The organism is Stenotrophomonas sp. YJH_SMC_53, assembly GCF_059369995.1.
In genome coordinates, this window is record NZ_JCAFTF010000004.1 from 313,489 (window position 1) to 338,631 (window position 25,143).

Consider the following 25,143-nt stretch of genomic DNA (forward strand, 5'->3'; position numbering starts at 1 on the left):
CGAAACAATGCGGTCCACCCCTGCTCCCGATACGGGAACAAGGCCTGAAGGCATTAACTCCTGAAAATCTTCACATCTTCACGTGATCGCACCCCGGGACAGGTACGTCAGCGTGTCCACCAGGACGAAAACTCCCCGATTTCGCCCGACGAATGGCGGCACTGTGCGACCGGCCGTGCCAGCGGCATGTGAATCGCGCGCGTTATTTTCATGACGCACGTCAAATAAAATAGGCAGACAGAATGGTTTTGCCGAAAATGCATATCGCTGCATGTGGCGGAGAATCCATTCCCCGCCATGAGTAAATAAATTCAGCTGCTGGAGAGTTTCATCAGCACCAGGCCGGAAACAATCAGCACCGCTGCACCGATCCGCATCGGGCTGACCTGCTCCCCCAGGAACACGATGCCGACCACGAACGCGCCGACCGCGCCGATGCCGGTCCAGATCGTATAGGCGGTGCCCAGCGGCAGGCTGCGCATGGCCACCGCCAACAGCCAGAAGCTGGCGATCATGCCGATGATGGTGACCACGGTGGGGGTGAGACGGGTGAAGCCTTCGGACTGCTTCATGGACACGGCCCAGACGATTTCCAGCAGGCCGGCAAACAATAGATAGATCCAGGCCATGACGGCCCTCCTCTTGGTAGGGCCAGGCCGTCCTGGTCTTTGATTCCCGATATGGGGGAGGTCGTTCCTCCTGGCCGGCATTCTAGCAACGGGAGCCACGCCCGGCCGCCGTGGCCGGGAACGGGTTACAGCCGATTCAGTGCGTGAAGCTGGCATCGACGCACCCGCCTGCGCTAGAATGAGCGCCTGCCATCGGCTAGCCGATGTGCAGTCCGGCTGTGGTCTCCGGCGCATCGCGCGCTGCTTCCCCTGATCCGTGAACTGGCCGCCCTCGGGGCGGCCAACGTCTCTATGGTGGCCCCGTCGGCCCCTCGCGACGCTAGGTCGAAAACCCCGCCAGGGCCGGAAGGCAGCAACGGTATCGATCGACGCGGGCGCCGAGGTCAGCCGGCGGGGCCATCGCCTTTTCTGGCGACACCCGGCCCTGGCAGCTGCCAACCCTGGTTGGCGCCCCTCGCCGGGCATGGCCCAGCGCTACTGCAGCGCTCGCTCCAGCGCCTCCAGTTCGGCAGCCCGCGCCGTAACAGCGGGCTGGCCGGTCCTGCTCACGGCGGATCCTGCACCAGTACGTGCGGCGCGGTCGGGTCGGCCAGCGGCACGCACTGCCCCGGCTGCGCCACGCGGTGCCCGCGCACGGCCAGCGCTTGGCCATCGGCCACGCTGGCGTAGTGGTAGAGCATCATCCGCGCCTGCAGTTCGATGCTGTACTCACGCTCCAGGTCGTCCACGCCCGTGTGTGACGGGTTGCCATGCAGGCCGCAGTCGTGGGCGATCAGTTCGTTGTCGTTGGCGTAGCGCGCCAGCACCTCCGGAATCGGCCGGGTATCGCCGCTCCAGGTCAGCGCGCCCTGCAGGCGCAGGCCATAGGCCGTCTCCGGCCAGTGATGGCGCACCGGAAACACCTCCAGGCGCATCCCCTCATGCCAGAACGCCTCGCCCACCACGATCAGGTGGAAGGCATCCCAGAAGTTCGCACCGCCCTCGGCCAGCACGTTCGGATAGTCAGCAATGCGCTTGTGCAGCAGCGGCACCACCGTGGCAGGCACGTACAGGCGCACCTTGCCGCGCCGGTGCGCATTGAAGAAAGTGTCCACGAACAGGCGCTCGAAGCCGGCCACATGGTCCAGGTGCACATGGGTGACGAACAGCGCCTGCGGCATGTGCCCGTAGTGCGCCTTGAACGCGGTGAGGCCTTCACCGCCGCAATCGATGGTCAGCCACGGGCGACCACCGCGCTCGATCACCGACATCGGCGATCCCAGCTCGACCGCCGACGCATTGCCGACGCCGAGGAAACGCAACGACCAGTCCATCAGGTGCCCCGGTTCCACGCCATGTCATAGGCACGGCGCAGCCGTGCGTAGTCCTTCTGCACATCTTCCACGCTGCGCTCGCCACGCAGCTTGACCAGCGAGCGCAGCAACCGCTTGAGGTTGCGTTCGCGCCAGCCGGTGGCCGGGATGCGGATCACCCCACGGTCGAAATCGATCAGCCAGCCATGGCCACTGCCATCGAACAGGATGTTGTGCGCGTTGAGGTCGGCATGGTCCAGGCCGGCACGGTGGAAACGGGCGATCAGCCGCCCGGTCTCTTCCCAGGGCGCGCCCCGGCCCGCAACCAGTGCGCGGTCGGCCAGCGAGCGCACGCCCTCGATCCGCTCCATCAGGATCGCCGCCCGGTAGCGCAGGCCTTCACGCATGTAGAACGCGGCGATCGGCCGTGGCACCGGCAGCTTCTTCTCGCGCAGCGCGCGCATCAGGCGGAATTCGGCGAAGCTGCGGGTCCGGTCCGAGCCGCGCCAGAGGTACTGGTCGTGGCTGATCCGGGCCGCCATGCCGCCGCGCAGGTAGTGGCGCAGCACGCTGGCACCGAACGGCGCATCGACGAACCAGGCGCTGCCGCGGCCGCCCTCGCCCACCGGGCGGGCCTTGCTGCCCCAGTGCTGGGGCGAGAACAGGCCAATATCGGCTTGCCGCAGCCGCTCGCGGTCGAACAGAATGGCCCCGATGCCGCGACCCTCGCGGCATGGCGTCAGCGCTTCATTGGCGTCGAATGCGACCATTTCATTGAGTCTAACAACACATGGCATCAGCGTCCTCCTCCTTGTGCCTCCTGCGCTTGTCCGCACTTGGCGATGTCACCCACGTGGTGCCCCTGGTGCGCACCCTGCAGGCCGCACGCCCGGACACGCCGATCCACTGGATCATCGACAAAGCCGGCCACAAGCTGCTCGACGGGCTGCCCGGCGTCACCTTCCATGCCTACGACAAGAAGAGCGGCATGGCCGGGGTCAAGGAACTGCGCAGGCACCTGCCACCGGGGCGCTTTGAAGCGTTGTTGCAGATGCAGGTCGCGTTCCGCGCCAACCTGCTGTCGGCCTTCATTCCGGCCGAGCGCCGCATCGGATACGACCGCAGCCGCTCCAAGGACCTGCACGGGCTCTTCATCAACGAGCGTATTCCCGATCGCCCCGGCATCCACGTGCTGGATGCCATCGGCAGCTTCTGCGAGCCGCTGGGCCTGCGCCAGACCGAAGTCAGCTGGGATCTGGCCGTGCCGCCGTCCGCCTTCGAGTGGGCCGCCGCGCAGTGGCAGGACGATGGCCGCCCGGTGCTGATGATCTCGCCCTGTTCCAGCCACGTGCGCCGCAACTGGTACGCCGACCGCTACGCCGCGGTGGCCAACCATGCCGTCCAGCGCGGCTGGCGGGTGGTGCTGTGCGGTGGCCGCAGCGAACTGGAGCGCCACATGGCCGATGCGATCCAGGCGCAGCTGCAGACGCCTGCATTGGACCTGGTCGGCAAGGACACGTTGAAGCAGCTGCCTGCCCTGCTGGCCCGCGCCAATCTGGTGATGACCCCGGACTCGGGCCCGATGCACATCGCCAACGCAATGGGCACCAAAGTACTGGGGCTGCATGCGGCCAGCAATCCGGACCGCAGCGGCCCGTACTCGGACCGCCGCTATTGCGTGGACCGCTACGACGACGCAGCGCGCAAGTACCTGGCCAAGCAGGCCACCGATCTGAAGTGGGGCACCAAGATCGAGTTCGACGATGTAATGGAACTGATTACCGTCGAAGACGGTATCGCCGCCTTCGAACGCTACGTCGCCGACCACCTGGGGTGAGCGGCGGACTGCCCGGGATCACGTGCGCTGCGCGTAATCCTGATAGGACTTCTCTTCCACGTACGCCGAACCCAGCGCCAGGTTGATCGCCTTCTTGATGCGCGCGCGCTCGTCGTTGCGCAGGTAGACACTGCGCGCCAGGTCGATGAAGCCCTGGTCGAACGCCTGCGCCTTCTCCTTCAGGCGGATGTCGTCCTCGATGTCCCACAGCTGCTCGTTGACCGCCTTCAGCTCGGCACGCAGCTTGGCGATGTCCTTCACCGCAGCCGGGTGTGCCATCCAGGTCTGTTCCAGCGCCGACAGCTCCCTGCGCACATTGGCCAGCTTGCCCTCGTCGCTGATGCGCTCGGACTTGATCTGCAGGATCGAGATCTTGTCCAGCAGCTCGCCGAAGGACACGGGGACGAGGATTTCAGCGGTCATGGGGAAAAGCTCCAGCAGGTGATGCGTACATGTTAACCCGCAGCGTCCGCACGGATATCCCGGGTAGATCCACGCCATGCGTGGATGAGCCTGCCAGCAGGAACAGCATCCACGCACCGCGCGGATCTCCCGTGATCCATCTGGAGGACCAAGCCCCTCTGTTGAGTGGCTGCCCCGACAGGGGCGGGGAGAGGCCGGCAAAGGGAGGGGCCCACGCGTTGCGCAGCAACGTGTGGGGCGACGCGCGCAAAGCGCGTCGTGTCCCGCGCCAGATCAGGACATGGTCACTACGCCGCAAATCCCGATGTGCATCCACGGATGGCGTGGATTCACGGAGGCAATCTGGTGGAACAAGCCCCTCTGTTGAGGGGCTGCCCCGACAGGGGCGGGGAGAGGCCGGCGAAGGGAGGGGCCCACGCGTTGCACAGCAACGTGTGGGGCGACGCGCGCAAAGCGCGTCGTGTCCCGCGCCAGATAAAGAAAAAGGGCTGCCGTTCGGCAGCCCTTTTTCTTTATCTGGCGGAGAGGGGGGGATTCGAACCCCCGAGGCGCTATAAACGCCTGCCTGATTTCGAGTCAGGTACATTCAACCACTCTGCCACCTCTCCGGGTGGTCCCCGGCGGACCGGGGACGCGCATCATACGAGGAAGTGAGGCCGGCGACAAGTCATTCCGGTCAACGAAGTGAAAATTTCCTGAGCGCATGCCTTGCCGGATGCCTGCAGCCCCCCGATGATGCCTGTCTCCCCAGCAATACCCCGCACCCGCACCCCATGATCGAATTCGGACACCTCACTCACCCCGGCCTGCGCCGCGAGCTCAACGAAGACACCTACTACGGTGACAGCGAGCTGGCCCTGTGGCTGGTGGCCGATGGCATGGGTGGTCACGCCTGCGGCGAGGTGGCCAGCGCGCTGGCGCGCGAAACCATCGTGCGCGAGATCCGCCGTGGCGCGCCGCTGGCCCAGGCCATCCGCACCGCTGACGAAGAGATCATCCGCGCCTCGCGCCGGCGCAACGACACCCTGCCGATGGGCACCACCGTGGTCGCCGCACGCGTGCAGGGCAATCGCTATGAAGTGGCATGGGTCGGTGACAGCCGCGCCTATCTGTGGCGTGACGGCCAGCTGGCCCAGCTCAGCCAGGACCACAGCGTGGTGCAGGAACTGGTCGCGCAGGGCAACCTGACGGCCGAACAGGCGCGTGCGCATCCACATCGCAACGTGGTCACCCAGGCGCTGGGCGTGACCGACCCGGCGCATCTGAACGTGGCCACCACCAGCGGTGAGCTGCGCCCGGGCATGCAGCTGCTGCTGTGCAGTGACGGCCTGACCGAGGAAGTGGACGACCGAAGCATCGCCCGCACCCTCGCCTTCGACGATGCCAGCGCGCAGGAATGCGTGGACACGCTGGTCGCGGCCGCGCTCGACGGCGGTGGCCGCGACAACATCAGCGTGATCCTGGTGCGCTGCCATTAAGCGGCAGATCCACGCCATGCGTGGATACGGCACTGCCGGCCAGCGTCCGGCAGTACCCCATGCCAGGCATTACGCGCTGGCGGGCTCTTCCACCTTCGGGCCATCCCACAAGGCGTAGCCGGCCTTCTTGCGCAGTCGTTCCAGACGCGCGCTGTGCGCTTCCAGTTCAGACGGGGTGGCCACCACGCGTGGGCGCGGCAGCAGTTTGCTGGTATCGAAGGCCTGCAGCGCGGCACCGGCGCCACCACCGTCATCGTCGCCCATGCCGAAGCCGATCTCTTCCTGGCCCGAGGTCAGCGCGATATAGACGTCGCCCAGGATCTGTGCGTCGAGCAGGCCGCCATGCAGCGCACGGTGCGAATTGTCCACGCCCAGGCGCTTGCACAGCGCATCCAGCGAATTACGCTGGCCCGGGAAGCGCTCGCGCGCCATCACCAGGGTATCGATCACCGTGCAGCGATCGGTGATCTTTCCATACTGCGGGCCCAGCAACGACAGCTCGTTGTCGAGGAAGCCCAGGTCGAACGCCGCGTTGTGGATGATCAGCTCGGCGCCATCGATGAAAGCCAGGAACTCATCGGCGATCTGCGCGAAGTCCGGCTTGTCAGCCAGGAACTCCAGGGTCAGGCCGGTGACTTCCTGCGCGCCCTGTTCGAATTCGCAGTCCGGCTTGATGTACTGGTGGTAGTTGTTGCCGGTCGGGCGGCGCTTGAACAGCTCCACGCAGCCGATTTCAACGATGCGGTTGCCCTTCTTCCATTCCAGGCCGGTGGTTTCGGTATCGAGGATGATCTGGCGCATGGACTCAGTTTACCGGGCTGGCGTCACGGATCTGGATGGCCGCGTTGCGCGCCAGGGTATCCACCCGCTCGTTGTCCGGGTCACCGGAGTGGCCCTTCACCCAGCGCCAATCGATCTGGTGCCGCAGCGTCGCCGCATGCAGGCGCTCCCACAGCTCGCGGTTCTTCACCGGGTCGCCGCCGGCGGTCTTCCAGTTCTTGCGGATCCAGCCGGGCATCCATTGGGTCAGGCCCTGCCGCACGTACTGCGAATCGGTATAGAGCACGATGTTGCACGGCTCGGTCAGCGTTTCCAGGCCGGAAATGGCCGCCATCAGCTCCATCCGGTTGTTGGTGGTGTGCGCTTCGCCGCCGCTCAGTTCACGCTCGTGGCCCTTGTAGCGCAGCAGTGCAGCCCAGCCGCCGGGGCCAGGATTGCCAAGGCAGGAGCCGTCGGTGTGGATTTCAATGGTTTTCAATACAACTCCAGATCAGGTAGCAACGGTACCGTGCCAACGCACCGGCAACGGTTTCGGCCCGGGCAGGGCCAGCGTTCGCTTTTCAGCATGGAACAGGCAGGCCGCGCGCAGTGGCGACCAACCGCCCGGGCGACGGCTGCCGGCGCCGCGCCAGAGCGGGCCGAGGAAACGCATATCGTCGCACTCCAGCCCGTGGCGGCCGAGCAGCAGGCGGATCCGCTGCGGCGTGCGCACCACCAGCCCGTGCTGGCGCCAGTGCGTGCGGTAAGGGCTGAACGGGTTGAGGCTGCTCAGCCACAGATGACCGCCCGGCATCAGCACGCGCTCGCACTCATCGAGCAACCGATCAGCGTCAGCTGCGGTGACATGCTGCAACACGACCGCATTGACGCTTTCATTGGCCAGCGGCAGCGGCAACGCACAGCGGGTGTCGCCGGCATAGCCGTGCCCCTGCCGGTACAGGCGCAGGCCGCGCCCGCCAAGCTGCGCATCGTCCAGCCATGCGGCACTCGGCGCGATCCACAGCCAGGGCTGCACCGGCAGCAACGACAGCTGCGGCAGCAGCAGTTGCCGCTCCAGAACGCGCAGGGCTTCCGCCGGTTCGCTGTCGAACCACGGGGTCTGGCTCGCTTGACGGGTGCTCTGCAGCGCGGGCATGGTCCAATTCTATGCGACTGACTGCCCTGCCCGCATTTGCGGACAACTACATCTGGACCTTGATCGACGACGACGGTAACGCCGTGGTCGTCGATCCCGGCGATGCCGCGCCGGTGCTTGCGCTCGCCGATCAGGGCCTGCGCGTGGACACGATCCTGCTCACCCATCATCACGATGACCACATCGGTGGCGTGCCGGTGCTGCAGGCACGTTTTCCTGGAGTCCGGGTGATCGCACCCGTCGAGGAGCGCATCCCCACGGCAACCGAACGGGTCGGCGAAGGTGAACGCGTTCAGGCACTGGGCCGGGCGTTCCACGTACTATCCGTGCCCGGGCATACCCGCAGCCACATCGCGTTTCACACTGCTGAACATCTTTTCAGCGGAGATTCGTTGTTCAGCCTGGGCTGTGGACGCCTGTTCGAAGGTACGCCGTCCCAGCTGCTGGCATCGATGCGCAAGCTGGGTGCCTTGCCCGCGCAACTGCTGCTTTGTTGCGCCCATGAGTACACCGTGTCAAATGCCGTCTTCGCGCGGCATGTCGACCCCGCCAACGCTGCCTTGCGGCAGCGCCAAGAGGAGGCTTTGGCCATGCGCCGCGATGACCGTTCCACCCTGCCGGTAACCCTGGCCAGCGAATTCGACTGCAATCCGTTCCTGCGTGTGCACACTGCGCCGATCCGCGCGTCGGTGTCGGCACACCTGGGCCGTGACATCGTTGACGACGTCGACGTGATGGCCGGTCTCCGGCACTGGAAAGACGGCTTCCGCGCATGATGCGCCGAAGTCTGCCGCTGGCCCTGGGCCTGGTCCTGGGGCTGGCCGGAACCGCCGGCGCCCAGTCGCTGGGCGCTGGCATCGGCCAGAACCTGACCGCCGCCGCGGCCCTGCCGCTGGATCCGGCCGCGTTGCCGGCCGCGTCGGTCCGCAACGGCCAGGAGATCTTCTCCAGCTTCCGCGACGGCCTGGCCGAGCCCACCTGCAATGCCGAGGCCACCAGCCCGCGCTGGCAGAAGCAGTTCGCCCACGCCCCGTCGCGCCTGGCCAACCAGGATGACGATGCACTGGTGCTGTTCGGCTATGTGGTCGAAGAGCTGCGCAAGGCCAACCTGCCTACCGAGTTCGCGCTGATTCCGTTCGTGGAAAGCGGTTACCGGCCCAATGCACGCAATGGCAGCGGCCCGACCGGCCTGTGGCAGTTCATCGCCACCACTGCGCGCAATCACCGCGTGCCCATGGCCAACGGCTACGACGGGCGCCTGTCGGCGGTCGATTCCACCCAGGCCGCAGTGCGCTACCTGAAGACCCTGCACGGCATGTTCGGCGGCGACTGGCGCCTGGCCACCATGGCCTACAACGCCGGCGAGTACCGCGTGCTGCAATCGATGCGCAAGGCCGGCATGAACGCGCAGAACGCCAAGCCCTCGGCGCTGCCCGGCCTGTCGCCGGTCACCCATGCCTACGTCGAGAAGCTGCATGCCCTGGCCTGCGTGCTGGAAGACGTGGAAGACCAGCCAGGGGTCATGGCCTCGCTGGACCGCACCGTGCCCGTACTGAAGGACCACACCCTGCCCGCCGGCACCAGCGTCCAGCAGTGGGCCGCACAGCGCGCCCTGGACCCGGCCAGGATCGTCCGCCTCAACCCCGCCCTGGCCGGCGGTGGGCGCGTCTCGTCCGGCACCACCCGCGTGCTGGCGCCGGTCTCGGCCGCCAGCGCGACCGTGGCGGACACCGCCACCGCGCTGGTGGCCAGTAGCGTATCTGTTGCCGCCGCCTCGCCAACGCCGCAGGTCGCCAAGACCGTCGCCGCGATTGCCGATCGTCCGCGCAGCCGCCGCCACACCGTGCGTGATGGCGAGTCGGCCTGGACCATTGCCCGCCGCTACGGCATGCCGGTCAAGGCGCTACTGTCGCTGAACGGCCTGAGCGGCAGCAGCGTGCTGAAGCCGGGCGCCGTGCTGCGCGTGGAGGACTGAGTCCGGCGCGGCACCGCCGCGCCCTGCCCGCCCCTTTTTTCTGGAGAGCCGAGCCCATGCTCGGCTTTTTTCATGCCTGCGCCCAGCAGGCGCAGTCGAGCATGGCTCGACGCTACGCATCGGCAGGCACAAAAAAAGGCCCGGCATTGCCGGGCCTCTCTCATGGGTGCCGCCGCGAGGCTTACAGGTTCGCTTCGGTGGTCTGGATCATGAACTTCTTGCGCATCGCTTCGATGTAGGCCTTGGCTGCGGCCATGCCGTCGATCTGGCTCAGCTGTTCCTTCAGCTGCTTCTGCTGCTCTGCAGTCACTTCCTTGATGTCGCCCGGATTGACCTTGTTCACCGCGAACAGCAGCGCGTGGCCATTGACGTCGACCTTGCCATAGCTCGGCTTGCCTTCAGCCGGCACCGGCGCACTGAAGATCGCGCGGTTGATTTCCGGGGTCGGCACCGGCTGGCTGCGCGGCAGGCCCGGCATCGGGCTCAGCTGCAGCTTCTCGCTGGCGGCCAGCGACTGCAGGGTGGCGCCCGCCTTCAGCTTGGCCAGGATGGCATCGGCCGCCTTGTCGCTGGCCTGGCGCTGGCGATCAGCACGGATCGCAGCGATCACCTGGTCACGGGCCTTGTCCAGCGGCAGGGCCTGTTCCGGGGTGTGTGCAGCCACACGGATGACCACGCTGTGGTTGGTCGCGCCGCCCAGGGCGATCGGGTCACTGGCGGTACCGTCCTGCACCAGCACGTCGGAGAAGGCGGCACGCAGCACGGCCGGGTCAGCGGCGATGCCGCTGGCGGTCGCGCGGGTGATCGGGCCCAGGGTCTGCAGCGGCAGGTTCACTTCCTTGGCGGCGGCCGCCAGGTCGCTCGGGCTCTTGTTGATGGCATCGACCAGGCGGCCGGCCAGTTCGTTGAAGCCGCGCTCGCCGTCGGCCTTCAGCTGCTCGGCAGCCAGGGTGTCACGCACTTCCTCGAACGACTTGCCCTGGCCACCGCGCACAGCGGCCACCTTGATGATGTGGTAACCGAACTCGGTCTTGACCGGGCCGATCACGTCACCGGCCTTGGCCGCAAACAGCGCGTCCTCGAACGGCTTGACCATCGCACCGCGCTCGACCCAGCCCAGGTCACCGCCCTGGTCCTTGGAGCCCGGATCTTCCGAATTGGCCTTGGCCAGCGCAGCGAAGTCGGCACCGGCCGTCTTGGCTTCGGCAGCGATCCTGTTCGCCTTGGCTTCGGCGCCGTCACCGGTGATCAGGATGTGCGAGGCCTGGCGCTGCTCCGGCGAGGTGAACTTTGCCTTTTCCTCTTCATAGCGCTTGCGCAGGGTCGCTTCATCGGCCGGGACCGGTGCCGGCAGGTTCGCACCGTTGATCTCGACGTACTCCAGCGACACGCTCTCGGCCTGGCGGAAATCCTTGCCGTGGCTGTCGTACCACTGCTTGATCTGATCATCGGTGACCGGCGCGGTATCGGCCGGTACGGGCGGCAACGCGGCCAGCTCGACGTCGCGGGTTTCGCCCAGCAGCTTCAACAGGCGCTCGGTCTCGGCCTGGGTGACGAAGCCGGAGCTCTGCAGGCCCGATGGGATCACCGACTGCTGCAGGCTCTCACGCACCAGTTCCTGGAACTGGGTCGGGGTACGCGGCGGATTGCCACCGGCCAATGCCAGCCGGTAGTTGTTCTCGTTGAACTTGCCGTTCGAATCGAGGAACGCCGGCATGGTCGCGATGTATTCGCGCACAGCGCCGTCGCCGATCACCACGCCCGCCTGTTCACCGACCAGGCGCACGACTTGTTCGTCGATCAGCTGATCGAGCACGGCCATCTTGTTCTCGGTGCTCTCGAACGCGCGCGGGTCGAAGTTGTCGCCCTGCTGCTGGCGCTCACGCATGCGCTCCTGCTCGAAACGCGTGCGGAAATCCTGCGAGCTGATCTCATGGTGCTGCCACAGCATGCGCACCGGCCACCACGACGGCGCCGAACGCCACCAGGTGGGCGGCGCGGAAACCTTGGCCACGTTCTGTGCGCCAACGCCACCGAGGTAGCTGTTGTCGATCACGAACAGGAACGGAATCATCAGCAGCCCCAGGATCACGGTGACGATCCAGCCTGAGGTCTTGTCGCGGAGTTTCTGCAGCATGGTGAGGAATCACAAGGCCTGATTGGCGAGCCCGGCAGTGTAACCCGCTTCGCGGCCCGCACCAAAAACGGCCCGGAGGCAGGCAGGACAAGGATCTGCGCCGCATGCGCGGCATCCAGGCCGTGCCCGCGCTGGGCGCAGATGCGGCAGCCGGCGCATACTGGCCGGTCAGACGGGCGGCATGCCCTGGCTGCGGCGCGTCACAGGCACAAGGAGGACCCCGTCCATGCGCATCCTGGTTACCGGCGCCTCCGGCTTCGTGGGGGGCGCCCTGCTGCGCCGCCTTGCCGAGGTGCCCGGCGTGCAGGCCTTCGGTGTCGCCCGCCGCCCGCTGCCCCTGCCCAACTACGCCGCGCGCGACCTGTCGCAGCCGTTCGAGCTGCCGTTCCGGCCCAACGTGGTGGTGCATGCCGCCGCCCGCGTTGCCCCGTGGGGCAGCCCGGCGCAGTTCCGCCAGCAGAACGTGGACACCACCGCCCAGGTGATCGAGTTCTGCCGACGCAATGGCCATCCGCGCCTGCTGCTGGTCTCCAGCACCGCCGTCTTCTACCGCGAGGCACACCAGCATGATCTTGACGAGGACAGCCCGATCGGCCCGGTCTTCCTGAATGAATATGCGCGCAGCAAGGCCGAGGCGGAGCGCCTGCTGGCCTGCTACGGCGGCCCGTCCTCCATCCTGCGCCCGCGCGCGGTGTTCGGCCCCGGTGACACCGTGCTGCTGCCGCGCCTGCTGGCGACCGCGCGCCGCGGCGGCGTGCCGCTGCTGGTCAGTCCCGGTGGCCCGCCACGGATCGACCTGATCCACATCGACACGCTGGTGGAGTACCTGCTGCGCGCCGCCCAGGCGCCGCAGCTGGGCCCGGCCTACAACCTGACCAATGCCGCCCCGGTGGACCTGCACGCGCTGCTGCAGCGTTTGCTGGCCGCCCTGCAGCTGCCAGCCCCACGCCGCCGCGTGCCGACCGCGCTGGCCCTGCGCACGGCCAGCGTGATCGAAGCCGCTTGGCGCGCCCTGCGCCTGCGCAGCGAACCACCAATCACCCGCTTCGGCGTTGCCGCCTTCGCCTATTCAAAAACCTTCAATCCGCAGCGCATGCTGGCCGACCTGGGGCGACCACGGGTGTCGCTCGAGGACGGTATCGAACGCTTCATCACCGAGCAGCGTGCGCAATGGGCAGCCTGAGCGTGAACGGGATTGCCCTGGCCAGCCTGCTGCTGGCGGCCCTGTACCTGCTGCTGATGGGCCTCAAGGCCGCCGGCGCCCTGCGCATCCTCGGCCAGCGTCCGCCCCGACCGCAGGCGCCCGCCGGCCATGACGGCCGCGGCGTGGCCGTCCTGCAGCCCATCCTCGGCGGCGACCCGCTGCTGGCGCAGGTGCTTCGGCACAACCTGCAGGCGCTGCCCGGCGCGCATTTCCACTGGCTGCTGGATGAGGCCGACGCCATCGGACGCGCCACTGCGGACGCGCTGTACGCGGCACACCCCGGCCACCAGATCACCTGCCTGGTTTATCCGGCTGCACCGGAAGGGTCCAACCCGAAGACTTTCAAGCTGGACGCGGTGCTGCCCCAGGTGCGCGAGCCGGTGCTGCTGGTGCTGGACGACGATGCGCGCCTGTCGGCGGCGGCGCTGGCGCAGCTGGTCGATGAACTGGGCGTGGCCGGCGTCGACCTGGTCACCGCCCTGCCCTGCTACCGCGATGACGCCGCGCACGGCGCACGACTGATGGCGCAGTTCGTCAACAACAATGCGGTGCTGACCTACCTCGGCCTGCTGCCGTGGCTGCCGCCGCTGTCGATCAACGGCATGTGCTACGCGCTTCGCAGCGAACGCCTGCGTGACCTGGGCGGGTTCAGCCCGCTGCTGCGGATGCTGGCCGACGACTTGGCCCTGGCCCGCGCGCTGCGCCGGCAGGGGGCGCGCCTGTTCCAGTCCACCGCGCCCGTGGAAGTGCAGACCCATGTCCCGACGCTGCAGCGCTACCGCCAGCAGATGCACCGCTGGATGTTGTTTGCGGTGCTGCTGCTGCGCGATGAATCGCCGCGCCTGCGCCTGTTGATCGGCGTGCTGCATGGACTGCCACCGATGCTGCTGTGGGCGTTGCTGGTGCTGGCCGTACTACCGCCCATCGGGCTGCCAACATTCGTTGCCGCACTGGTGCTGATGCTGCGTGCAGGCCTGCTGATGCACCTGCAGCGCCGCGCCGGCGGCCGCGCCCGACATCGTCCGCTGGCCTCGCTGCTGGCCGAACTGCTGCAGCCCCTGCATCTGCTGCATGCGGCCTGCGTACGGCGCATCCGCTGGCGCACCCGGCTTTACCTGGTGCGGGCCAATGATGATTTCCAGGGTGGCTGAGCCGATGCCCACGCCCGCACCGCAACTGCAACTGGCCTTCCTCACCGGCCAGAGCGATCCGGCGCGCTGTGCGCTGAGCCCGCTGCAACGCGCATTCGGCGATGCCCTGCTGGCACCGGGCCGGGTGCTGCATCCCTGCAATTTCCCTTACGACGCCGCTACGCCCGAACACCGGCCCGCCGCATTGCTGGCAGCCAGCTGGCACAACAGCCGCCATTACCTGCGCTCGCGCCGGCCCGGTTTCGCCGCAGCGCACGCACCGGCACTGGTCCAGCTGCTGCACGCCGCACCGCACACCCTGCTACTGGTTGGCAGCTGCGGGCTGGAGCTGCTGGCCAACCTCACCCTGCCTGCCGCCCTGGCGCAGCGCTGCAGCGTGCTGGCCTACGGGCCGGTCGCACGCCGCGCACCTGCGGTCGCCCACCTGCAGATCCTGGTGGGCCGCCAGGACTGGATCTCGCGCCTGGGCTGGCGGGGTGCACGGCAGTGGGTCGACAGCGGCCACATGGACTATCTGCAGCAGCCGGACGTGCTGGCCATCGCCCGCGACCTGGCCGCGCGCCTGCAGCAGGAACACGCATGAAGATCGAACTGCTCGCCCCGCCGTACAGCGGCCATCTGCACCCGGTCCTCGCCATCGCCCGCCAACTGCAACAGCAGCATGAGGTGACCGTGCTGAGCACGCCCGGCGTACAGGCGGCGATCTCGGCCAGCGGACTCAACGGTGGCGTGCTGCTGTCGGCGGACCAGGAAGCAGCGCTGTGGCAGATCGCCAACCCGCCCAAGCCGGTCAAGGCCAACCCGCTGCGACTGCACGCGCAATTGACCCAGGCCCTGCGGCTGATGGAGCAGATGCGGCAGGCGCTGCAGCAGCGCTGGCAACACGCGCGCCCGGATCTGGCCATCGTCGATTTCACCCTGCCGCCGGCGGGCCTGCTGGCGGCCGAGCTCGGCATCCGCTGGTGGACCAGCCTGCCTTCGCCCTGCGTGCTGGACTGCGTAGACGGCCCGCCGCCCTATCTGGGCGGCCAGGGCCCGGCGCGCACGGGCTGGCAGGCGCTGCAGCATGCCGGCGGTCGGCAGCTGACCCGGCTGTTCAAGCGCGGGGTGCACGCCTGGCAGCGCTCGGCGATGCAGCGGCTGGGCGTGCCATCGATCTATCGCGCCGATGGCAGCGAACGCGTGTATTCCGATGAGTGCATCCTCGCCCTGGGCGTACCGGAGCTGGAATTCCCGCGCACCTGGCCACGCGCGCTGCAGTTCATCGGGCCGATGCTGCACACCCCGCACAGCGTGCATGCGGCGCCGCCGTTCGTGGATGGTGCGCAACACCTGCTGGTCACCGCCGGCACCCACCAGGACTGGATCAAGCCGCGCCTGGCCGAGGCGGCGGCGGCGCTGGCGGTGATGCACCCACAGTGGGAGATCCACGTCAGCGACGGCCACCAGCATGAAACAAGCGATGCATTGCAGCCGCTGCCGAACCTGCACCGGCTGCCGTTCGTCGACTACGCGCGGCACCTGCACCGCTATGACCGAGTGCTGCACCACGGTGGCGCTGGCGTGATGTACCACGCACTGCGCGCCGGCGTGCCATCGCTGGTCCATCCGCTGGATTACGACCAATTCGACCACGCCGCACGATTGCAGGAAGCAGGCGCAGGGCTGTGGCTGCGCGATCTGGATCAGCTGCCGGCGCTGTTCGCGCGTGCGCTGCAGTCCGATGCGTTCCCGGGGCTGGCCGCGCTGCAGGCGTCGGTGCAGCGGCATCTGGCGGTGGAAGCGGTGCTCGACCGCGTCGCGTCGCTGCGGTAGCGCCGGGCCAAGCCCGGCGTAGATCGACCCCGAAAAAGCAAAATGCCCGCAGGTCCAGGACCGACGGGCATCTTCGTTGACACTTCAAACTCTGCTGGCGGAGCGGACGGGACTCGAACCCGCGACCTCCGGCGTGACAGGCCAGCATTCTAACCAGCTGAACTACCGCTCCACATGGGCAGAACTTGTTGGGATCCGGGATGGCGGAGCGGACGGGACTCGAACCCGCGACCTCCGGCGTGACAGGCCAGCATTCTAACCAGCTGAACTACCGCTCCACAGCACTTCCAGATACCCCTGCTTGCAACTTGGCGGAGCGGACGGGACTCGAACCCGCGACCTCCGGCGTGACAGGCCAGCATTCTAACCAGCTGAACTACCGCTCCACGTTTGCTGCAAACCTTTCTGTCTCCCCCGGCCGAGGCCGGTTGAAACAAGGCGCCCGGTTGCCCGGAAGCCCTTGAAACTGGCGGAGCGGACGGGACTCGAACCCGCGACCTCCGGCGTGACAGGCCAGCATTCTAACCAGCTGAACTACCGCTCCGCGTTGTTACCTTTTTGCTTTCAGCCGGCCTGGACCGGGGAGAAAACAAAGCCTCCAGCTTTTTGGCCGGAGGCCTCGTTGAATGGCGGAGCGGACGGGACTCGAACCCGCGACCTCCGGCGTGACAGGCCAGCATTCTAACCAGCTGAACTACCGCTCCACACTCAAACTTTTACCGCGGTGCTGTGGTGGGTGCTGAGGGTTTCGAACCCCCGACCCTCTCCGTGTAAAGGAGACGCTCTACCGCTGAGCTAAGCACCCCAGCGAGCCGCTTAGTTTACAGCATCCTTCAGGGCCTTGCCAGCCTTGAACGACGGATTCTTCGAAGCAGCGATCTTGATGGTGTCGCCGGTCTTCGGGTTGCGGCCGGTGCGGGCAGCACGGTCGCGGACCTGGAAGGTACCGAAGCCAACCAGGGTGACCGCATCGCCGTCCTTCAGCGCCTTGGTGATGGCAGCAACGACGGCATCGACAGCGCGGCTGGACTCTGCCTTGGTCAGGTCGGCAGCTTCAGCAACGGCATCGATCAATTCGGTCTTGTTCATTCTCTACAACTCCTTTGGCGGTGGGTTCCGCTTATTCGACAGGGAAGCAACCGCACGCGCTCTGCATGCGGCCGCCATGTGGAAACGGTTCGCCGAATTCCAGCGATCACCAGACTGCGATCACTCATTCGCGAGTGCTGCTTTTATACCAGTGGCCCTACCCCCACGCAAGCTGGAAAGCCAGCAACGACGCGGGTTTCGGGCCATTGGACAGCGCGCGTCAATGCTTGACGCGCGCGTTTCCACTCGGTTTGGCCTTGCTGCGCACCGTGACACGCTGCGCACTCTTGCGCGCCTTCTTCGGTGCCAACGGACGCTCCAGCGCCAGGTCCAGGACTTCTTCGATGTACTTCACCGGCACGATCTTCAGATCGCGGGTGACGTTGGCCGGGATGTCGGCCAGGTCCTTGCGGTTCTCTTCCGGGATGATGACCGTGCGGATGCCGCCACGCAGTGCGGCCAGCAGCTTCTCCTTCAGGCCACCGATGGCAGTGACGCGACCACGCAGGGTGATCTCGCCGGTCATCGCCACGTCGGCGCGCACCGGCACCCTGGTCAGCATCGACACCAGCGAGGTGACCATCGCCGCGCCGGCACTCGGGCCATCCTTCGGCGTGGCGCCATCGGGCACGTGCAGGTGTACGTCGTGCTTCTGCAGGAAGTCGCTGTCGATGCCAAAGCCCACGGCGCGCGAACGCACCACCGACAGTGCCGCCGAAGCCGACTCCTTCATCACGTTGCCGAGCTGGCCGGTCAGGATCAGCTGGCCCTTGCCCGGCACCAGGGTCGATTCGATCTGCAGCAGGTCGCCGCCGACCTCGGTCCAGGCCAGGCCGGTGACCAGGCCGATCTCGTTCTCTTCCTCGGCACGTCCGAAGTCGAAGCGACGCACGCCCAGGTACTTGTCCAGGTTCTTGCTGGACACGCTCACCAGCGCCTTCTTCTTCGCGCCCTTCTTCGCCTTCGCTGCCGGCTGCGGGCCAGCCAGCGCGATCTCCTTCACCACCTTGCGGCAGATCTTGGCGATCTCGCGTTCCAGGTTGCGCACGCCCGATTCACGCGTGTAGTAGCGCACGATGTCCTGGATGGCATCACTGCCGATCTCCAGCTCTTCCGGCTGCAGGCCGTTGGCCTTGACCTGCTTCGGCACCAGGTAGCGGGTCGCGATGTTGAGCTTCTCGTCCTCGGTGTAGCCGGGGATGCGGATCACTTCCATGCGGTCCAGCAGCGGGCCGGGAATGTTGAGCGAGTTCGAGGTCGCCACGAACATCACTTCGGACAGGTCCAGGTCCACTTCCAGGTAGTGGTCGTTGAATGCGTTGTTCTGCTCCGGATCGAGCACTTCCAGCAGCGCCGAAGACGGATCGCCACGGAAGTCCATCGACATCTTGTCGATCTCGTCGAGCACGAACAGCGGGTTCTTGCTGCCGACCTTGTTGAGGTTCTGCACGATGCGGCCCGGCATCGAACCGACGTAGGTACGGCGGTGGCCACGGATTTCGGCCTCGTCGCGAACGCCGCCCAGCGACATGCGCACGAACTTGCGGTTGGTGGCCTTGGCAATGGACTGGCCCAGCGAGGTCTTGCCCACGCCCGGCGGCCCGACCAGGCACAGGATCGGGCCCTTCATCTGCTTCACGCGCGACTGCACCGCCAGGTATTCAAGGATGCGCTCCTTGACCTTCTCCAGGCCGTAGTGGTCGGCATCGAGCGTATCCTGCGCGACCTTCAGGTCCTTGCGCACCTTGCTGCGCTTCTTCCACGGCACGCCCAGCAGCCACTCCAGGTAGTTGCGCACGACGGCGGCTTCGGCCGACATCGGCGACATCTGCTTGAGCTTGTTCAGTTCGTTGCGCGCCTTGGCTTCAACCGCCTTCGGCATGCCGGCCTCGGCAATCTTGCGGGCCAGTTCTTCCAGCTCGCCCGGCGCGTCGTCCAGGTCACCCAGTTCCTTCTGGATGGCCTTCATCTGTTCGTTGAGGTAGTACTCGCGCTGGCTCTTCTCCATCTGCGACTTCACGCGGCCGCGGATGCGCTTCTCCATCTGCTGCACGTCGATCTCGCCGTCGACCAGGCCGACCAGCATCTCCAGGCGGTCACCGACGGCCAGCGTTTCCAGCAGGCGCTGCTTGTCCGCCAGGCGCACGCTGATGTGCGCAGCGATGGTGTCGGCCAGGCGCGCCGGCTCATCGATGCCCGACAGCGTCTGCAGCAGCTCCGGCGGCAGCTTGCGGTTGGTCTTCACGTACTGCTCGAACAGCGACATCAGCGAGCGGGCAATCGCCTCGACCTCGCGCGCCTCGCGCTCGTCGGTGGCGTCGATCTCCACGGCCTGGCCATGCAGCGAGCCGTCGCGCTCGTCGACGTGGGTGACCTGCACGCGCGACAGGCCTTCAACCAGTACCTTGATGGTGCCGTCGGGCAGCTTCAGCAGCTGCAGCACCTGCGCCAGCGTGCCGACCTGGTAGAGGTCGGCCGCATGCGGGTCGTCGGTCTCGGCCGACTTCTGCGCCAGCAGCAGGATGCGCTTGTCCGCCTCCATTGCCTGTTCGAGCGCGTGCATGGACTTGTCACGGCCGACGAACAGCGGGATGACCATGTGCGGGAACACCACTACGTCGCGCAGCGGCAGGACCGGCAGGTCGAGGGTTTCACTTGGGGAACGGGCCATGGGGGCTCCAGGGAAGGGGGAAAACCGCCTCCGGGAGGGCATCTTCCGGAGACAAAAAAAGCCGATGGCCCCGTTATGGGGCCATCGGCTTTCAGATGCAAGGCATTCCTTTAAAATCCTTTCCAATCAACAACCTGGAAGGATCACTCGGCGCCTGCGGCCTTCTGTTCAGGGGCCGCCGGGGTCTGGTAGATCAGGTACGGCTCGGACTTGTGCTCGATCACCGATTCGTCCACGACCACCTTGCTGACGTTCTCCTGCGACGGCAGGTCATACATGGTGTCCAGCAGGACCGATTCGACGATGGTGCGCAGGCCACGGGCGCCGGTCTTGCGCTTGAGCGCCTTCCTGGCGATGGCCGACAAAGCGTCCGGACGGAACTCCAGCTCGACGTTCTCCATCTCGAACAGCTTCTTGAACTGCTTGGTGATGGCGTTCTTCGGCTCGGTCAGGATCTTGATCAGGGCCGGCTCGTCCAGCTCCTCCAGGGTCGCGACCACCGGCAGGCGGCCGACGAACTCGGGAATCAGGCCGAACTTGATCAGGTCTTCCGGCTCGACGTCCGCCAGCACCTTGCCCACTTCCTGCTTGCGCTCGCTGCTCTTCACCTTGGCGCCGAAGCCGATGCTGCCGACGTCGGTGGAACGTGCCTGGATCACCTTGTCCAGCCCAGCGAACGCGCCGCCGCAGATGAACAGGATGTTCTTGGTGTCCACCTGCAGGAATTCCTGCTGCGGGTGCTTGCGGCCGCCCTGCGGCGGAACGCTGGCCACGGTGCCTTCGATCAGCTTCAGCAGGGCCTGCTGCACGCCTTCGCCGGACACGTCGCGGGTGATCGACGGGTTCTCGCTCTTGCGCGAGATCTTGTCGATTTCATCGATGTAGACGATGCCCTGCTGCGCCTTCTCGACGTCGTAGTCGCACTTCTGCAGCAGCTTCTGGATGATGTTCTCCACGTCCTCGCCCACGTAACCGGCTTCGGTCAGCGTGGTGGCGTCGGCCATGGTGAACGGCACGTTGAGCAGGCGGGCCAGGGTCTCGGCCAGCAGCGTCTTGCCCGAACCGGTCGGGCCAACCAGCAGGATGTTCGACTTCGCCAGTTCGACGTCGTCGTTCTTCTGCCGGCTCTCGATGCGCTTGTAGTGGTTGTACACGGCCACGGCCAGCGTGCGCTTGGCACGGTTCTGGCCGATCACGTACTGGTCGAGGACCTCGAGGATCTCGCGCGGCTTGGGCAGCGAACTGCGCGCCGACTGCGCCTTTTCCTCAAGTTCCTCACGGATGATGTCGTTGCACAGCTCCACGCACTCATCGCAGATGAACACGCTCGGACCCGCAATCAGCTTGCGCACTTCATGCTGGCTCTTGCCGCAGAAAGAGCAGTAGAGGATCTTGCCGGTGTCCGTGGAACGACCTTGGCGGTCTTCGCTCATGCTTCGCTTACCCAGTTACCCCACCCGCTGAACGGGGGTTCGATTCGAGAATAGCACAGGGCCGAGGGGACACCAGTCCCACCCGACCCTGCAGGAACGAGGCCTCCCTGGCCCCGTGAAGGCCGGTCAGCCGGCCTGGATCGACTCATCCGGACGACGCTCCAGGACCTGATCGACCAGACCGTAGGCCTGCGCCTCGAAGGCGCTCTTGAAGTTGTCGCGCTCGGTATCACGGGCGATCGTCTCCAGCGACTGGCCGGTGTGCTTGGCCAGCACCTCGTTCAGGCGCGAACGCAGGGTCAGGATCTCGCGCGCGTGGATGTCGATGTCGGTGGCCTGGCCCTGGTAGCCACCCAGCGGCTGATGGATCATCACGCGCGAGTTCGGCAGCGCATAGCGCTTGCCGGCTTCGCCCGCGGCCAGCAGCAGGGCGCCCATCGAGGCGGCCTGGCCGATGCAGGTGGTGCTCACATTCGGCTTGATGTACTGCATGGTGTCGTAGATCGCCATGCCGGCGGTGACCACGCCACCCGGCGAGTTGATGTAGATGTTGATGTCCTTTTCCGGGTTTTCCGATTCCAGGAACAGCAACTGCGCCACCACCACGTTGGCCATGTGATCGTCGATCGGGCCCACGAGGAAGATCAGGCGCTCCTTCAACAGGCGCGAATAGATGTCGTAGGCACGCTCGCCGCGGCTGGTCTGCTCGACCACCATCGGAACCAGGTTCAGGGCTTTGGTTCGGTTGTCCATTACGTGAGGTACCTATCTTGGGGGGCAACAACCCCGCGCCGGCAAAGGCGCGGGGCATCCGGTGATCCGCCCGGGCTTACTGGCGGATCGCGTCCTGGAACGACAGCTTCTCTTCGGTGTGCTGGGCACGCTCGGCGATCCAGTCGATCACCTGCTCTTCCATCACACGGTTCTGCAGGCCAGACATCAACTGGGGGTCGTTGCGGTACATCTCAATGACCTGCTCCGGCTCTTCGTAGGTCGAAGCGATCAGACGCATCGTTTCATTCAGGCGCTTGGCTTCCAGACGCAGGTCGTTGATGCGGGCCACTTCACCGACCAGCAGGCCGACCAGCACGCGCTTGGCGGCAGCGTCCTTGAAGCCCTCGTGGGCATCGGCCGGGATCTCGCCGACGTTCTGGCCGTTACGGCGCAGCTGCTCGACCTGCTGGGCCAGCATGGCGCGGGCTTCGTTTTCGACCAGGCGCGGCGGCATTTCGACCGAGGAGTAGGCCGCGATCAGCTGCTCGCCCACTTCGCGGCGCAGGCGGTTCATCAACGCACCCTTCAGCTCGCGCTCCAGGTTGGCGCGGATGTCGCTGCGGAACTGCTCCACATCGCCGCCCTTCACGCCGAAGCTCTTGATGAAGGCTTCGTCGACCGCCGGCACGATCGGCTCGGAGACCTCGGTGACCTTGACGGTGACCTGCACGGTCTTGCCGGCCAGCACCGGCACGCGCCAGTCAGCCGGGAACTCGACGTCCAGGGTCTTCTCTTCGCCCTTGGCCAGGCCGACCAGGCCCTTCTCGATGGTGTCGAACATCATGCCCTGGCCGAGCACGATCGAACCCTTCTCGGTGCCCTCGGCCGGCAGGCGCTCTTCGCCGGCCTGCGACCAGGTTTCCACCGCGACCAGGTCACCGTCCTGCGCGCCACGGCTGACCGGGGCCCAGGTACGACGCTGGTTCTGCAGGTTCTCGATCATCTGGTCGATGTCGGCGTCGGTGATCTCGGCGGTGTGGCGCACGACGGTCAGCTTGCTGACGTCGATGTCGCCGAAGTCCGGCACCACTTCCACGGTGGCGACGAAGGAGAACTCACCCTCGTCGCCCTTGTCGATGCGCGGGCTGCCGACGATGCGCAGGTCGTGCTCGCGCACGGCCGCATCGAAGGTTTCGCGCAGCAGGCCGTCCAGCGCCTCGCCACGGACCTGCGCGCCGAAGCGCTGCTCGATCACCTTGGCCGGCACCTTGCCCGGGCGGAAACCCTTGATGCGGGTGGTACGGGCGATTTCGCCGAGGCGGCCGACGATGTGGCTCTGCAGACGCTCTTCCGGCAGCGAGAAGCTCAGGCGGCGTTCCAGGTTGCCGGTGGATTCGATCGAAGCTTGCATGTTGACTCCTGCCACCGGTGGCCCAGGCCCCCGGCTCGATGATTGGGATGAAACGGTTGTAAGGACGCGACGTCTGGGACGCGCCTGCTTGCCGCAGCCCTTTAGTTTCGCCCAATTCGGCTTGCACTGCCAGCGCGTGCCGGTCAAGGGGGCGCAGATGGCCCGATCAGGGCGGGGACAGGCCGGCACTGGTGCGAAAGGGGGGACTCGAACCCCCACGCCTTGCGGCACTGGAACCTAAATCCAGGGCGTCTACCAATTCCGCCACTTTCGCGTGGCCGGCGCAGGTGTTCATTGTCGCAGGCGATGACGGGAAGCGGAAGGCCTGCACAAAACTGAACATGGCAATTGTGCGCAGCCCGCGCGTTGAACCACCCCGGCGAGCGCAAGCTCATCCGGGGTGGCGGGGGTCACTGCTGCGGCCTGGCCTTGGCCGACGCCGTATCGGCACCCTGCCCGGCTGCAGGATCCACCTCGCGAATCTCCGCGCCCCCGTCGCCGGTGCGCCGCAGGGCCGCCGACTCCGGTGTGGCCTTGCGCACATCCACCGAACCATCCGCATTGCGCTGCACGTCCACCGCATCGGGCAGGGCCTCCCGCTCTGCCGGCTGAGCCGGCTGCATCTGCATGGCCTCACCGACCGGGCGTGCAGGAGCGCTCTCCGTGCCAGCATCGCGTTCGACGGTCTGCGCGGGATCGTCGGCGGGCGCGCAGGCCGCCAGTGCCAGCAACGCGAAGGAAACCCACAGCGTGCGGTGCAATCGATTGATATGAGCCATCAACATCGTCCTTCGTGCATGCGCCGTCGGCGCGGAAGATCCATTGGGTGCGATGCAGGACACGATGCGGTGAGATGCAGCGCACAGCATTGAAAACACTGATGACGTGTATGCCGCTGATTTCAGCATTGCTTCAGTCGATCCACGCCAGGCGTGGATGAAATCCCCCAGCGAACAGGCAAGAAAAAAGCCACTTGGCGAACCAAGTGGGAAGCTGCCGCGCATTCGCGCCGCAGCCCCACGCTTTGCGCGGCAAAGCGCGGGCCCCACTTCATCAGCCGCCACTTCCCCGCGGCTTCGCCGCGCCCCCTTGACTCAAGGGGGCTCCACTCCAGCCAGCACCGCTGGCATCTGCAGATGCCCCCCAGCGAACAGGCAAGAAAAAAGCCACTTGGCGAACCAAGTGGCTTTCGTCTGGTGGGCTGTCAAGGATTCGAACCTTGGACCTATTGATTAAGAGTCAACTGCTCTACCAACTGAGCTAACAGCCCGAAATCGGGGCGCGAATTATGACCCGATCCGCTCGGTGGGTGCAAGCACTTTTTTCAACGTGGTTGAAACCAGCACTGCGGGGCCCGCTCCTGCTGCAGATCCACGCCAAACGGGTTCTGCAACGCGTGATCCATCGGAACGATGGGAGTCACACCTATAAGAAAAAAGCCACCTGGCGTACCAGGTGGCTTCTGTCTTGGTGGGCCGTCAAGGATTCGAACCTTGGACCTATTGATTAAGAGTCAACTGCTCTACCAACTGAGCTAACGGCCCGTGAAACTCAGACGCACATTGTAGCGTGCTTTCTGTTTATTGCAATACCGTTTCGGCTGCGCCGATGCGGTTGAATCAGTGGGGTGGCTGAGGGGATTCGAACCCCCGACCACCGGAATCACAATCCGGTACTCTAACCAACTGAGCTACAGCCACCACTGAAACTTTCGCTCCATCGCCGATACCACTGACGCCGGAACCTTGAACATTGCCTGGGGACTGTCACCGAAGTTGCGGTCCGCCGAAGCGAGTCCGATATTCTGGTGGAGTCCTTGCGCTTTTGCAAGCACTTCTTCACATCCGTCGATGCGATCCCGGTGCTCGCCAATGGCGCGCCCGACAGGAATCGAACCTGTAACCGCCGGCTTAGAAGGCCGGTGCTCTATCCAGTTGAGCTACGGGCGCCCGAACCGGAACGGTGTCCA

22 protein-coding genes, 12 tRNA genes and 1 other RNA gene are annotated in these 25,143 nt (G+C 66.2%); 9 read left to right on the forward strand and 26 right to left on the reverse strand.

The window, feature by feature from the left end; all coding sequences use genetic code 11:
- Positions 1 to 311 precede the first annotated feature (311 nt).
- On the reverse strand, positions 312 to 629 hold the full coding sequence (locus tag AC5P7X_RS08605; RefSeq protein WP_005415486.1) for a DMT family transporter: 318 nt from the start codon (positions 627 to 629) through the stop codon (positions 312 to 314).
- Between the two features lie 300 nt (positions 630 to 929).
- Between AC5P7X_RS08605 and ffs the strand changes: the two genes are divergently transcribed.
- Positions 930 to 1,026: signal recognition particle sRNA small type (ffs, locus tag AC5P7X_RS08610), an RNA gene on the forward strand.
- A 148-nt stretch (positions 1,027 to 1,174) separates the two neighbouring features.
- Here the strand turns inward: ffs and AC5P7X_RS08615 are convergent.
- Complete coding sequence (locus AC5P7X_RS08615) at positions 1,175 to 1,942, reverse strand: MBL fold metallo-hydrolase (RefSeq protein ID WP_329841374.1); 768 nt, start codon at positions 1,940 to 1,942, stop codon at positions 1,175 to 1,177.
- Complete coding sequence (locus AC5P7X_RS08620; protein WP_053500321.1) at positions 1,942 to 2,691, reverse strand: 3-deoxy-D-manno-octulosonic acid kinase; 750 nt, start codon at positions 2,689 to 2,691, stop codon at positions 1,942 to 1,944. The genes AC5P7X_RS08615 and AC5P7X_RS08620 overlap by 1 nt, the downstream gene beginning before the upstream one ends.
- 20 nt (positions 2,692 to 2,711) lie before the next feature.
- Between AC5P7X_RS08620 and AC5P7X_RS08625 the strand changes: the two genes are divergently transcribed.
- Positions 2,712 to 3,758 carry a glycosyltransferase family 9 protein gene (locus AC5P7X_RS08625; protein WP_005415483.1) on the forward strand — a complete coding sequence of 349 codons (1,047 nt, stop codon included), beginning with the start codon at positions 2,712 to 2,714 and terminating at the stop codon, positions 3,756 to 3,758.
- 18 nt (positions 3,759 to 3,776) lie between these two features.
- Here AC5P7X_RS08625 and AC5P7X_RS08630 read toward each other — a convergent pair whose 3' ends face one another.
- Together AC5P7X_RS08630 and AC5P7X_RS08635 are read right to left on the reverse strand one after the other, a co-directional pair.
- Entirely contained in the window at positions 3,777 to 4,181 is a 405-nt protein-coding gene (locus tag AC5P7X_RS08630) for a DUF6165 family protein (protein WP_005415482.1), read from the reverse strand.
- 517 nt (positions 4,182 to 4,698) lie between these two features.
- Positions 4,699 to 4,789, reverse strand: a tRNA-Ser gene (locus AC5P7X_RS08635).
- Between the two features lie 165 nt (positions 4,790 to 4,954).
- Between AC5P7X_RS08635 and AC5P7X_RS08640 the strand changes: the two genes are divergently transcribed.
- Positions 4,955 to 5,659: a PP2C family protein-serine/threonine phosphatase gene (locus AC5P7X_RS08640; protein ID WP_005415481.1), complete on the forward strand. Its 705-nt coding sequence runs from the start codon at positions 4,955 to 4,957 to the stop codon at positions 5,657 to 5,659.
- 69 nt (positions 5,660 to 5,728) lie between these two features.
- On the opposite strand, the gene dnaQ is transcribed toward AC5P7X_RS08640, so the two are convergent.
- From dnaQ to AC5P7X_RS08655, 3 genes are read right to left on the reverse strand one after another with little or no spacing between them, the layout of a single operon-like run.
- Positions 5,729 to 6,460, reverse strand: coding sequence for a DNA polymerase III subunit epsilon (dnaQ, locus tag AC5P7X_RS08645; RefSeq protein ID WP_005415480.1), 732 nt, complete (start codon positions 6,458 to 6,460; stop codon positions 5,729 to 5,731).
- A 4-nt stretch (positions 6,461 to 6,464) separates the two neighbouring features.
- Complete coding sequence (rnhA, locus tag AC5P7X_RS08650; protein ID WP_005408275.1) at positions 6,465 to 6,917, reverse strand: ribonuclease HI; 453 nt, start codon at positions 6,915 to 6,917, stop codon at positions 6,465 to 6,467.
- 12 nt (positions 6,918 to 6,929) lie between these two features.
- Positions 6,930 to 7,574 (reverse strand): methyltransferase domain-containing protein, encoded by a 645-nt coding sequence (locus AC5P7X_RS08655; protein WP_065185797.1) that lies wholly within the window; start codon positions 7,572 to 7,574, stop codon positions 6,930 to 6,932.
- A gap of 11 nt (positions 7,575 to 7,585) precedes the next feature.
- On the opposite strand from AC5P7X_RS08655, the gene gloB reads away from it, so the two are divergent.
- Entirely contained in the window at positions 7,586 to 8,350 is a 765-nt protein-coding gene (gloB, locus tag AC5P7X_RS08660; protein ID WP_495214735.1) for a hydroxyacylglutathione hydrolase, read from the forward strand.
- Positions 8,347 to 9,549, forward strand: coding sequence for a lytic transglycosylase domain-containing protein (locus AC5P7X_RS08665; protein WP_495214736.1), 1,203 nt, complete (start codon positions 8,347 to 8,349; stop codon positions 9,547 to 9,549). The genes gloB and AC5P7X_RS08665 overlap by 4 nt, the downstream gene beginning before the upstream one ends.
- A gap of 181 nt (positions 9,550 to 9,730) precedes the next feature.
- On the opposite strand, the gene AC5P7X_RS08670 is transcribed toward AC5P7X_RS08665, so the two are convergent.
- A complete protein-coding gene (locus tag AC5P7X_RS08670) occupies positions 9,731 to 11,686 on the reverse strand; it encodes a peptidyl-prolyl cis-trans isomerase (RefSeq protein ID WP_053500849.1) in 1,956 nt (651 codons plus the stop codon).
- A 226-nt stretch (positions 11,687 to 11,912) separates the two neighbouring features.
- Here AC5P7X_RS08670 and AC5P7X_RS08675 point away from each other — a divergent pair, with 226 nt between their 5' ends.
- Genes AC5P7X_RS08675 through AC5P7X_RS08690 form a run of 4 tightly spaced genes read left to right on the forward strand, consistent with a single transcriptional unit; the run spans position 11,913 to position 15,856 of the window.
- Positions 11,913 to 12,869 carry an NAD-dependent epimerase/dehydratase family protein gene (locus tag AC5P7X_RS08675; protein ID WP_346607564.1) on the forward strand — a complete coding sequence of 319 codons (957 nt, stop codon included), beginning with the start codon at positions 11,913 to 11,915 and terminating at the stop codon, positions 12,867 to 12,869.
- An 11-nt stretch (positions 12,870 to 12,880) separates the two neighbouring features.
- Positions 12,881 to 14,041: a glycosyltransferase gene (locus tag AC5P7X_RS08680; protein ID WP_428986916.1), complete on the forward strand. Its 1,161-nt coding sequence runs from the start codon at positions 12,881 to 12,883 to the stop codon at positions 14,039 to 14,041.
- Entirely contained in the window at positions 14,019 to 14,624 is a 606-nt protein-coding gene (locus AC5P7X_RS08685) for a hypothetical protein (protein WP_141750772.1), read from the forward strand. Before AC5P7X_RS08680 ends, AC5P7X_RS08685 begins: the two co-directional genes overlap by 23 nt.
- Positions 14,621 to 15,856, forward strand: coding sequence for a glycosyltransferase (locus AC5P7X_RS08690; protein WP_005415471.1), 1,236 nt, complete (start codon positions 14,621 to 14,623; stop codon positions 15,854 to 15,856). Before AC5P7X_RS08685 ends, AC5P7X_RS08690 begins: the two co-directional genes overlap by 4 nt.
- Before the next feature lie 95 nt (positions 15,857 to 15,951).
- On the opposite strand, the gene AC5P7X_RS08695 is transcribed toward AC5P7X_RS08690, so the two are convergent.
- From AC5P7X_RS08695 to AC5P7X_RS08775, 17 genes are all read right to left on the reverse strand, one after another.
- Positions 15,952 to 16,028, reverse strand: a tRNA-Asp gene (locus AC5P7X_RS08695).
- A 29-nt stretch (positions 16,029 to 16,057) separates the two neighbouring features.
- Positions 16,058 to 16,134, reverse strand: a tRNA-Asp gene (locus AC5P7X_RS08700).
- A gap of 31 nt (positions 16,135 to 16,165) precedes the next feature.
- A tRNA-Asp gene (locus AC5P7X_RS08705) sits at positions 16,166 to 16,242 on the reverse strand.
- Between the two features lie 81 nt (positions 16,243 to 16,323).
- A tRNA-Asp gene (locus tag AC5P7X_RS08710) sits at positions 16,324 to 16,400 on the reverse strand.
- A gap of 83 nt (positions 16,401 to 16,483) precedes the next feature.
- Positions 16,484 to 16,560 (reverse strand) — tRNA-Asp (locus tag AC5P7X_RS08715).
- A gap of 26 nt (positions 16,561 to 16,586) precedes the next feature.
- A tRNA-Val gene (locus AC5P7X_RS08720) sits at positions 16,587 to 16,661 on the reverse strand.
- A gap of 11 nt (positions 16,662 to 16,672) precedes the next feature.
- Positions 16,673 to 16,945, reverse strand: a complete 273-nt coding sequence (locus AC5P7X_RS08725; protein ID WP_005408270.1) for an HU family DNA-binding protein — start codon at positions 16,943 to 16,945, stop codon at positions 16,673 to 16,675.
- Between the two features lie 220 nt (positions 16,946 to 17,165).
- Positions 17,166 to 19,616: an endopeptidase La gene (lon, locus tag AC5P7X_RS08730; RefSeq protein WP_005415470.1), complete on the reverse strand. Its 2,451-nt coding sequence runs from the start codon at positions 19,614 to 19,616 to the stop codon at positions 17,166 to 17,168.
- A gap of 143 nt (positions 19,617 to 19,759) precedes the next feature.
- Complete coding sequence (gene clpX / locus AC5P7X_RS08735) at positions 19,760 to 21,049, reverse strand: ATP-dependent Clp protease ATP-binding subunit ClpX (RefSeq protein WP_053500971.1); 1,290 nt, start codon at positions 21,047 to 21,049, stop codon at positions 19,760 to 19,762.
- 126 nt (positions 21,050 to 21,175) lie between these two features.
- Entirely contained in the window at positions 21,176 to 21,802 is a 627-nt protein-coding gene (clpP, locus tag AC5P7X_RS08740) for an ATP-dependent Clp endopeptidase proteolytic subunit ClpP (protein ID WP_004146318.1), read from the reverse strand.
- Between the two features lie 76 nt (positions 21,803 to 21,878).
- Complete coding sequence (gene tig / locus AC5P7X_RS08745; protein WP_206620841.1) at positions 21,879 to 23,174, reverse strand: trigger factor; 1,296 nt, start codon at positions 23,172 to 23,174, stop codon at positions 21,879 to 21,881.
- A gap of 189 nt (positions 23,175 to 23,363) precedes the next feature.
- Positions 23,364 to 23,448: transfer RNA gene (locus AC5P7X_RS08750), tRNA-Leu, on the reverse strand.
- A gap of 136 nt (positions 23,449 to 23,584) precedes the next feature.
- On the reverse strand, positions 23,585 to 24,178 hold the full coding sequence (locus tag AC5P7X_RS08755; RefSeq protein WP_495214737.1) for a hypothetical protein: 594 nt from the start codon (positions 24,176 to 24,178) through the stop codon (positions 23,585 to 23,587).
- A 190-nt stretch (positions 24,179 to 24,368) separates the two neighbouring features.
- Positions 24,369 to 24,444 (reverse strand) — tRNA-Lys (locus AC5P7X_RS08760).
- A gap of 198 nt (positions 24,445 to 24,642) precedes the next feature.
- Positions 24,643 to 24,718 (reverse strand) — tRNA-Lys (locus AC5P7X_RS08765).
- A gap of 79 nt (positions 24,719 to 24,797) precedes the next feature.
- Positions 24,798 to 24,874, reverse strand: a tRNA-His gene (locus AC5P7X_RS08770).
- A gap of 172 nt (positions 24,875 to 25,046) precedes the next feature.
- A tRNA-Arg gene (locus AC5P7X_RS08775) sits at positions 25,047 to 25,123 on the reverse strand.
- Positions 25,124 to 25,143 lie beyond the last annotated feature (20 nt).

What these genes read in the sequence shown, in the direction of transcription:
- AC5P7X_RS08625 (WP_005415483.1), top strand. Translation starts at nt 2,712, where the DNA reads ATGGCATCAGCGTCCTCCTCCTTGTGCCTCCTGCGCTTGTCCGCACTT.
- clpX (WP_053500971.1), bottom strand. Translation starts at nt 21,049, where the DNA reads ATGAGCGAAGACCGCCAAGGTCGTTCCACGGACACCGGCAAGATCCTC.
- dnaQ (WP_005415480.1), bottom strand. Translation starts at nt 6,460, where the DNA reads ATGCGCCAGATCATCCTCGATACCGAAACCACCGGCCTGGAATGGAAG.
- AC5P7X_RS08655 (WP_065185797.1), bottom strand. Translation starts at nt 7,574, where the DNA reads ATGCCCGCGCTGCAGAGCACCCGTCAAGCGAGCCAGACCCCGTGGTTC.
- lon (WP_005415470.1), bottom strand. Translation starts at nt 19,616, where the DNA reads ATGGCCCGTTCCCCAAGTGAAACCCTCGACCTGCCGGTCCTGCCGCTG.
- AC5P7X_RS08665 (WP_495214736.1), top strand. Translation starts at nt 8,347, where the DNA reads ATGATGCGCCGAAGTCTGCCGCTGGCCCTGGGCCTGGTCCTGGGGCTG.
- AC5P7X_RS08690 (WP_005415471.1), top strand. Translation starts at nt 14,621, where the DNA reads ATGAAGATCGAACTGCTCGCCCCGCCGTACAGCGGCCATCTGCACCCG.
- tig (WP_206620841.1), bottom strand. Translation starts at nt 23,174, where the DNA reads ATGCAAGCTTCGATCGAATCCACCGGCAACCTGGAACGCCGCCTGAGC.
- AC5P7X_RS08670 (WP_053500849.1), bottom strand. Translation starts at nt 11,686, where the DNA reads ATGCTGCAGAAACTCCGCGACAAGACCTCAGGCTGGATCGTCACCGTG.
- gloB (WP_495214735.1), top strand. Translation starts at nt 7,586, where the DNA reads ATGCGACTGACTGCCCTGCCCGCATTTGCGGACAACTACATCTGGACC.
- AC5P7X_RS08755 (WP_495214737.1), bottom strand. Translation starts at nt 24,178, where the DNA reads ATGCGCGGCAGCTTCCCACTTGGTTCGCCAAGTGGCTTTTTTCTTGCC.
- AC5P7X_RS08615 (WP_329841374.1), bottom strand. Translation starts at nt 1,942, where the DNA reads ATGGACTGGTCGTTGCGTTTCCTCGGCGTCGGCAATGCGTCGGCGGTC.
- AC5P7X_RS08640 (WP_005415481.1), top strand. Translation starts at nt 4,955, where the DNA reads ATGATCGAATTCGGACACCTCACTCACCCCGGCCTGCGCCGCGAGCTC.
- AC5P7X_RS08685 (WP_141750772.1), top strand. Translation starts at nt 14,019, where the DNA reads ATGATGATTTCCAGGGTGGCTGAGCCGATGCCCACGCCCGCACCGCAA.
- clpP (WP_004146318.1), bottom strand. Translation starts at nt 21,802, where the DNA reads ATGGACAACCGAACCAAAGCCCTGAACCTGGTTCCGATGGTGGTCGAG.
- AC5P7X_RS08605 (WP_005415486.1), bottom strand. Translation starts at nt 629, where the DNA reads ATGGCCTGGATCTATCTATTGTTTGCCGGCCTGCTGGAAATCGTCTGG.
- AC5P7X_RS08725 (WP_005408270.1), bottom strand. Translation starts at nt 16,945, where the DNA reads ATGAACAAGACCGAATTGATCGATGCCGTTGCTGAAGCTGCCGACCTG.
- AC5P7X_RS08675 (WP_346607564.1), top strand. Translation starts at nt 11,913, where the DNA reads ATGCGCATCCTGGTTACCGGCGCCTCCGGCTTCGTGGGGGGCGCCCTG.
- AC5P7X_RS08630 (WP_005415482.1), bottom strand. Translation starts at nt 4,181, where the DNA reads ATGACCGCTGAAATCCTCGTCCCCGTGTCCTTCGGCGAGCTGCTGGAC.
- AC5P7X_RS08620 (WP_053500321.1), bottom strand. Translation starts at nt 2,691, where the DNA reads ATGGTCGCATTCGACGCCAATGAAGCGCTGACGCCATGCCGCGAGGGT.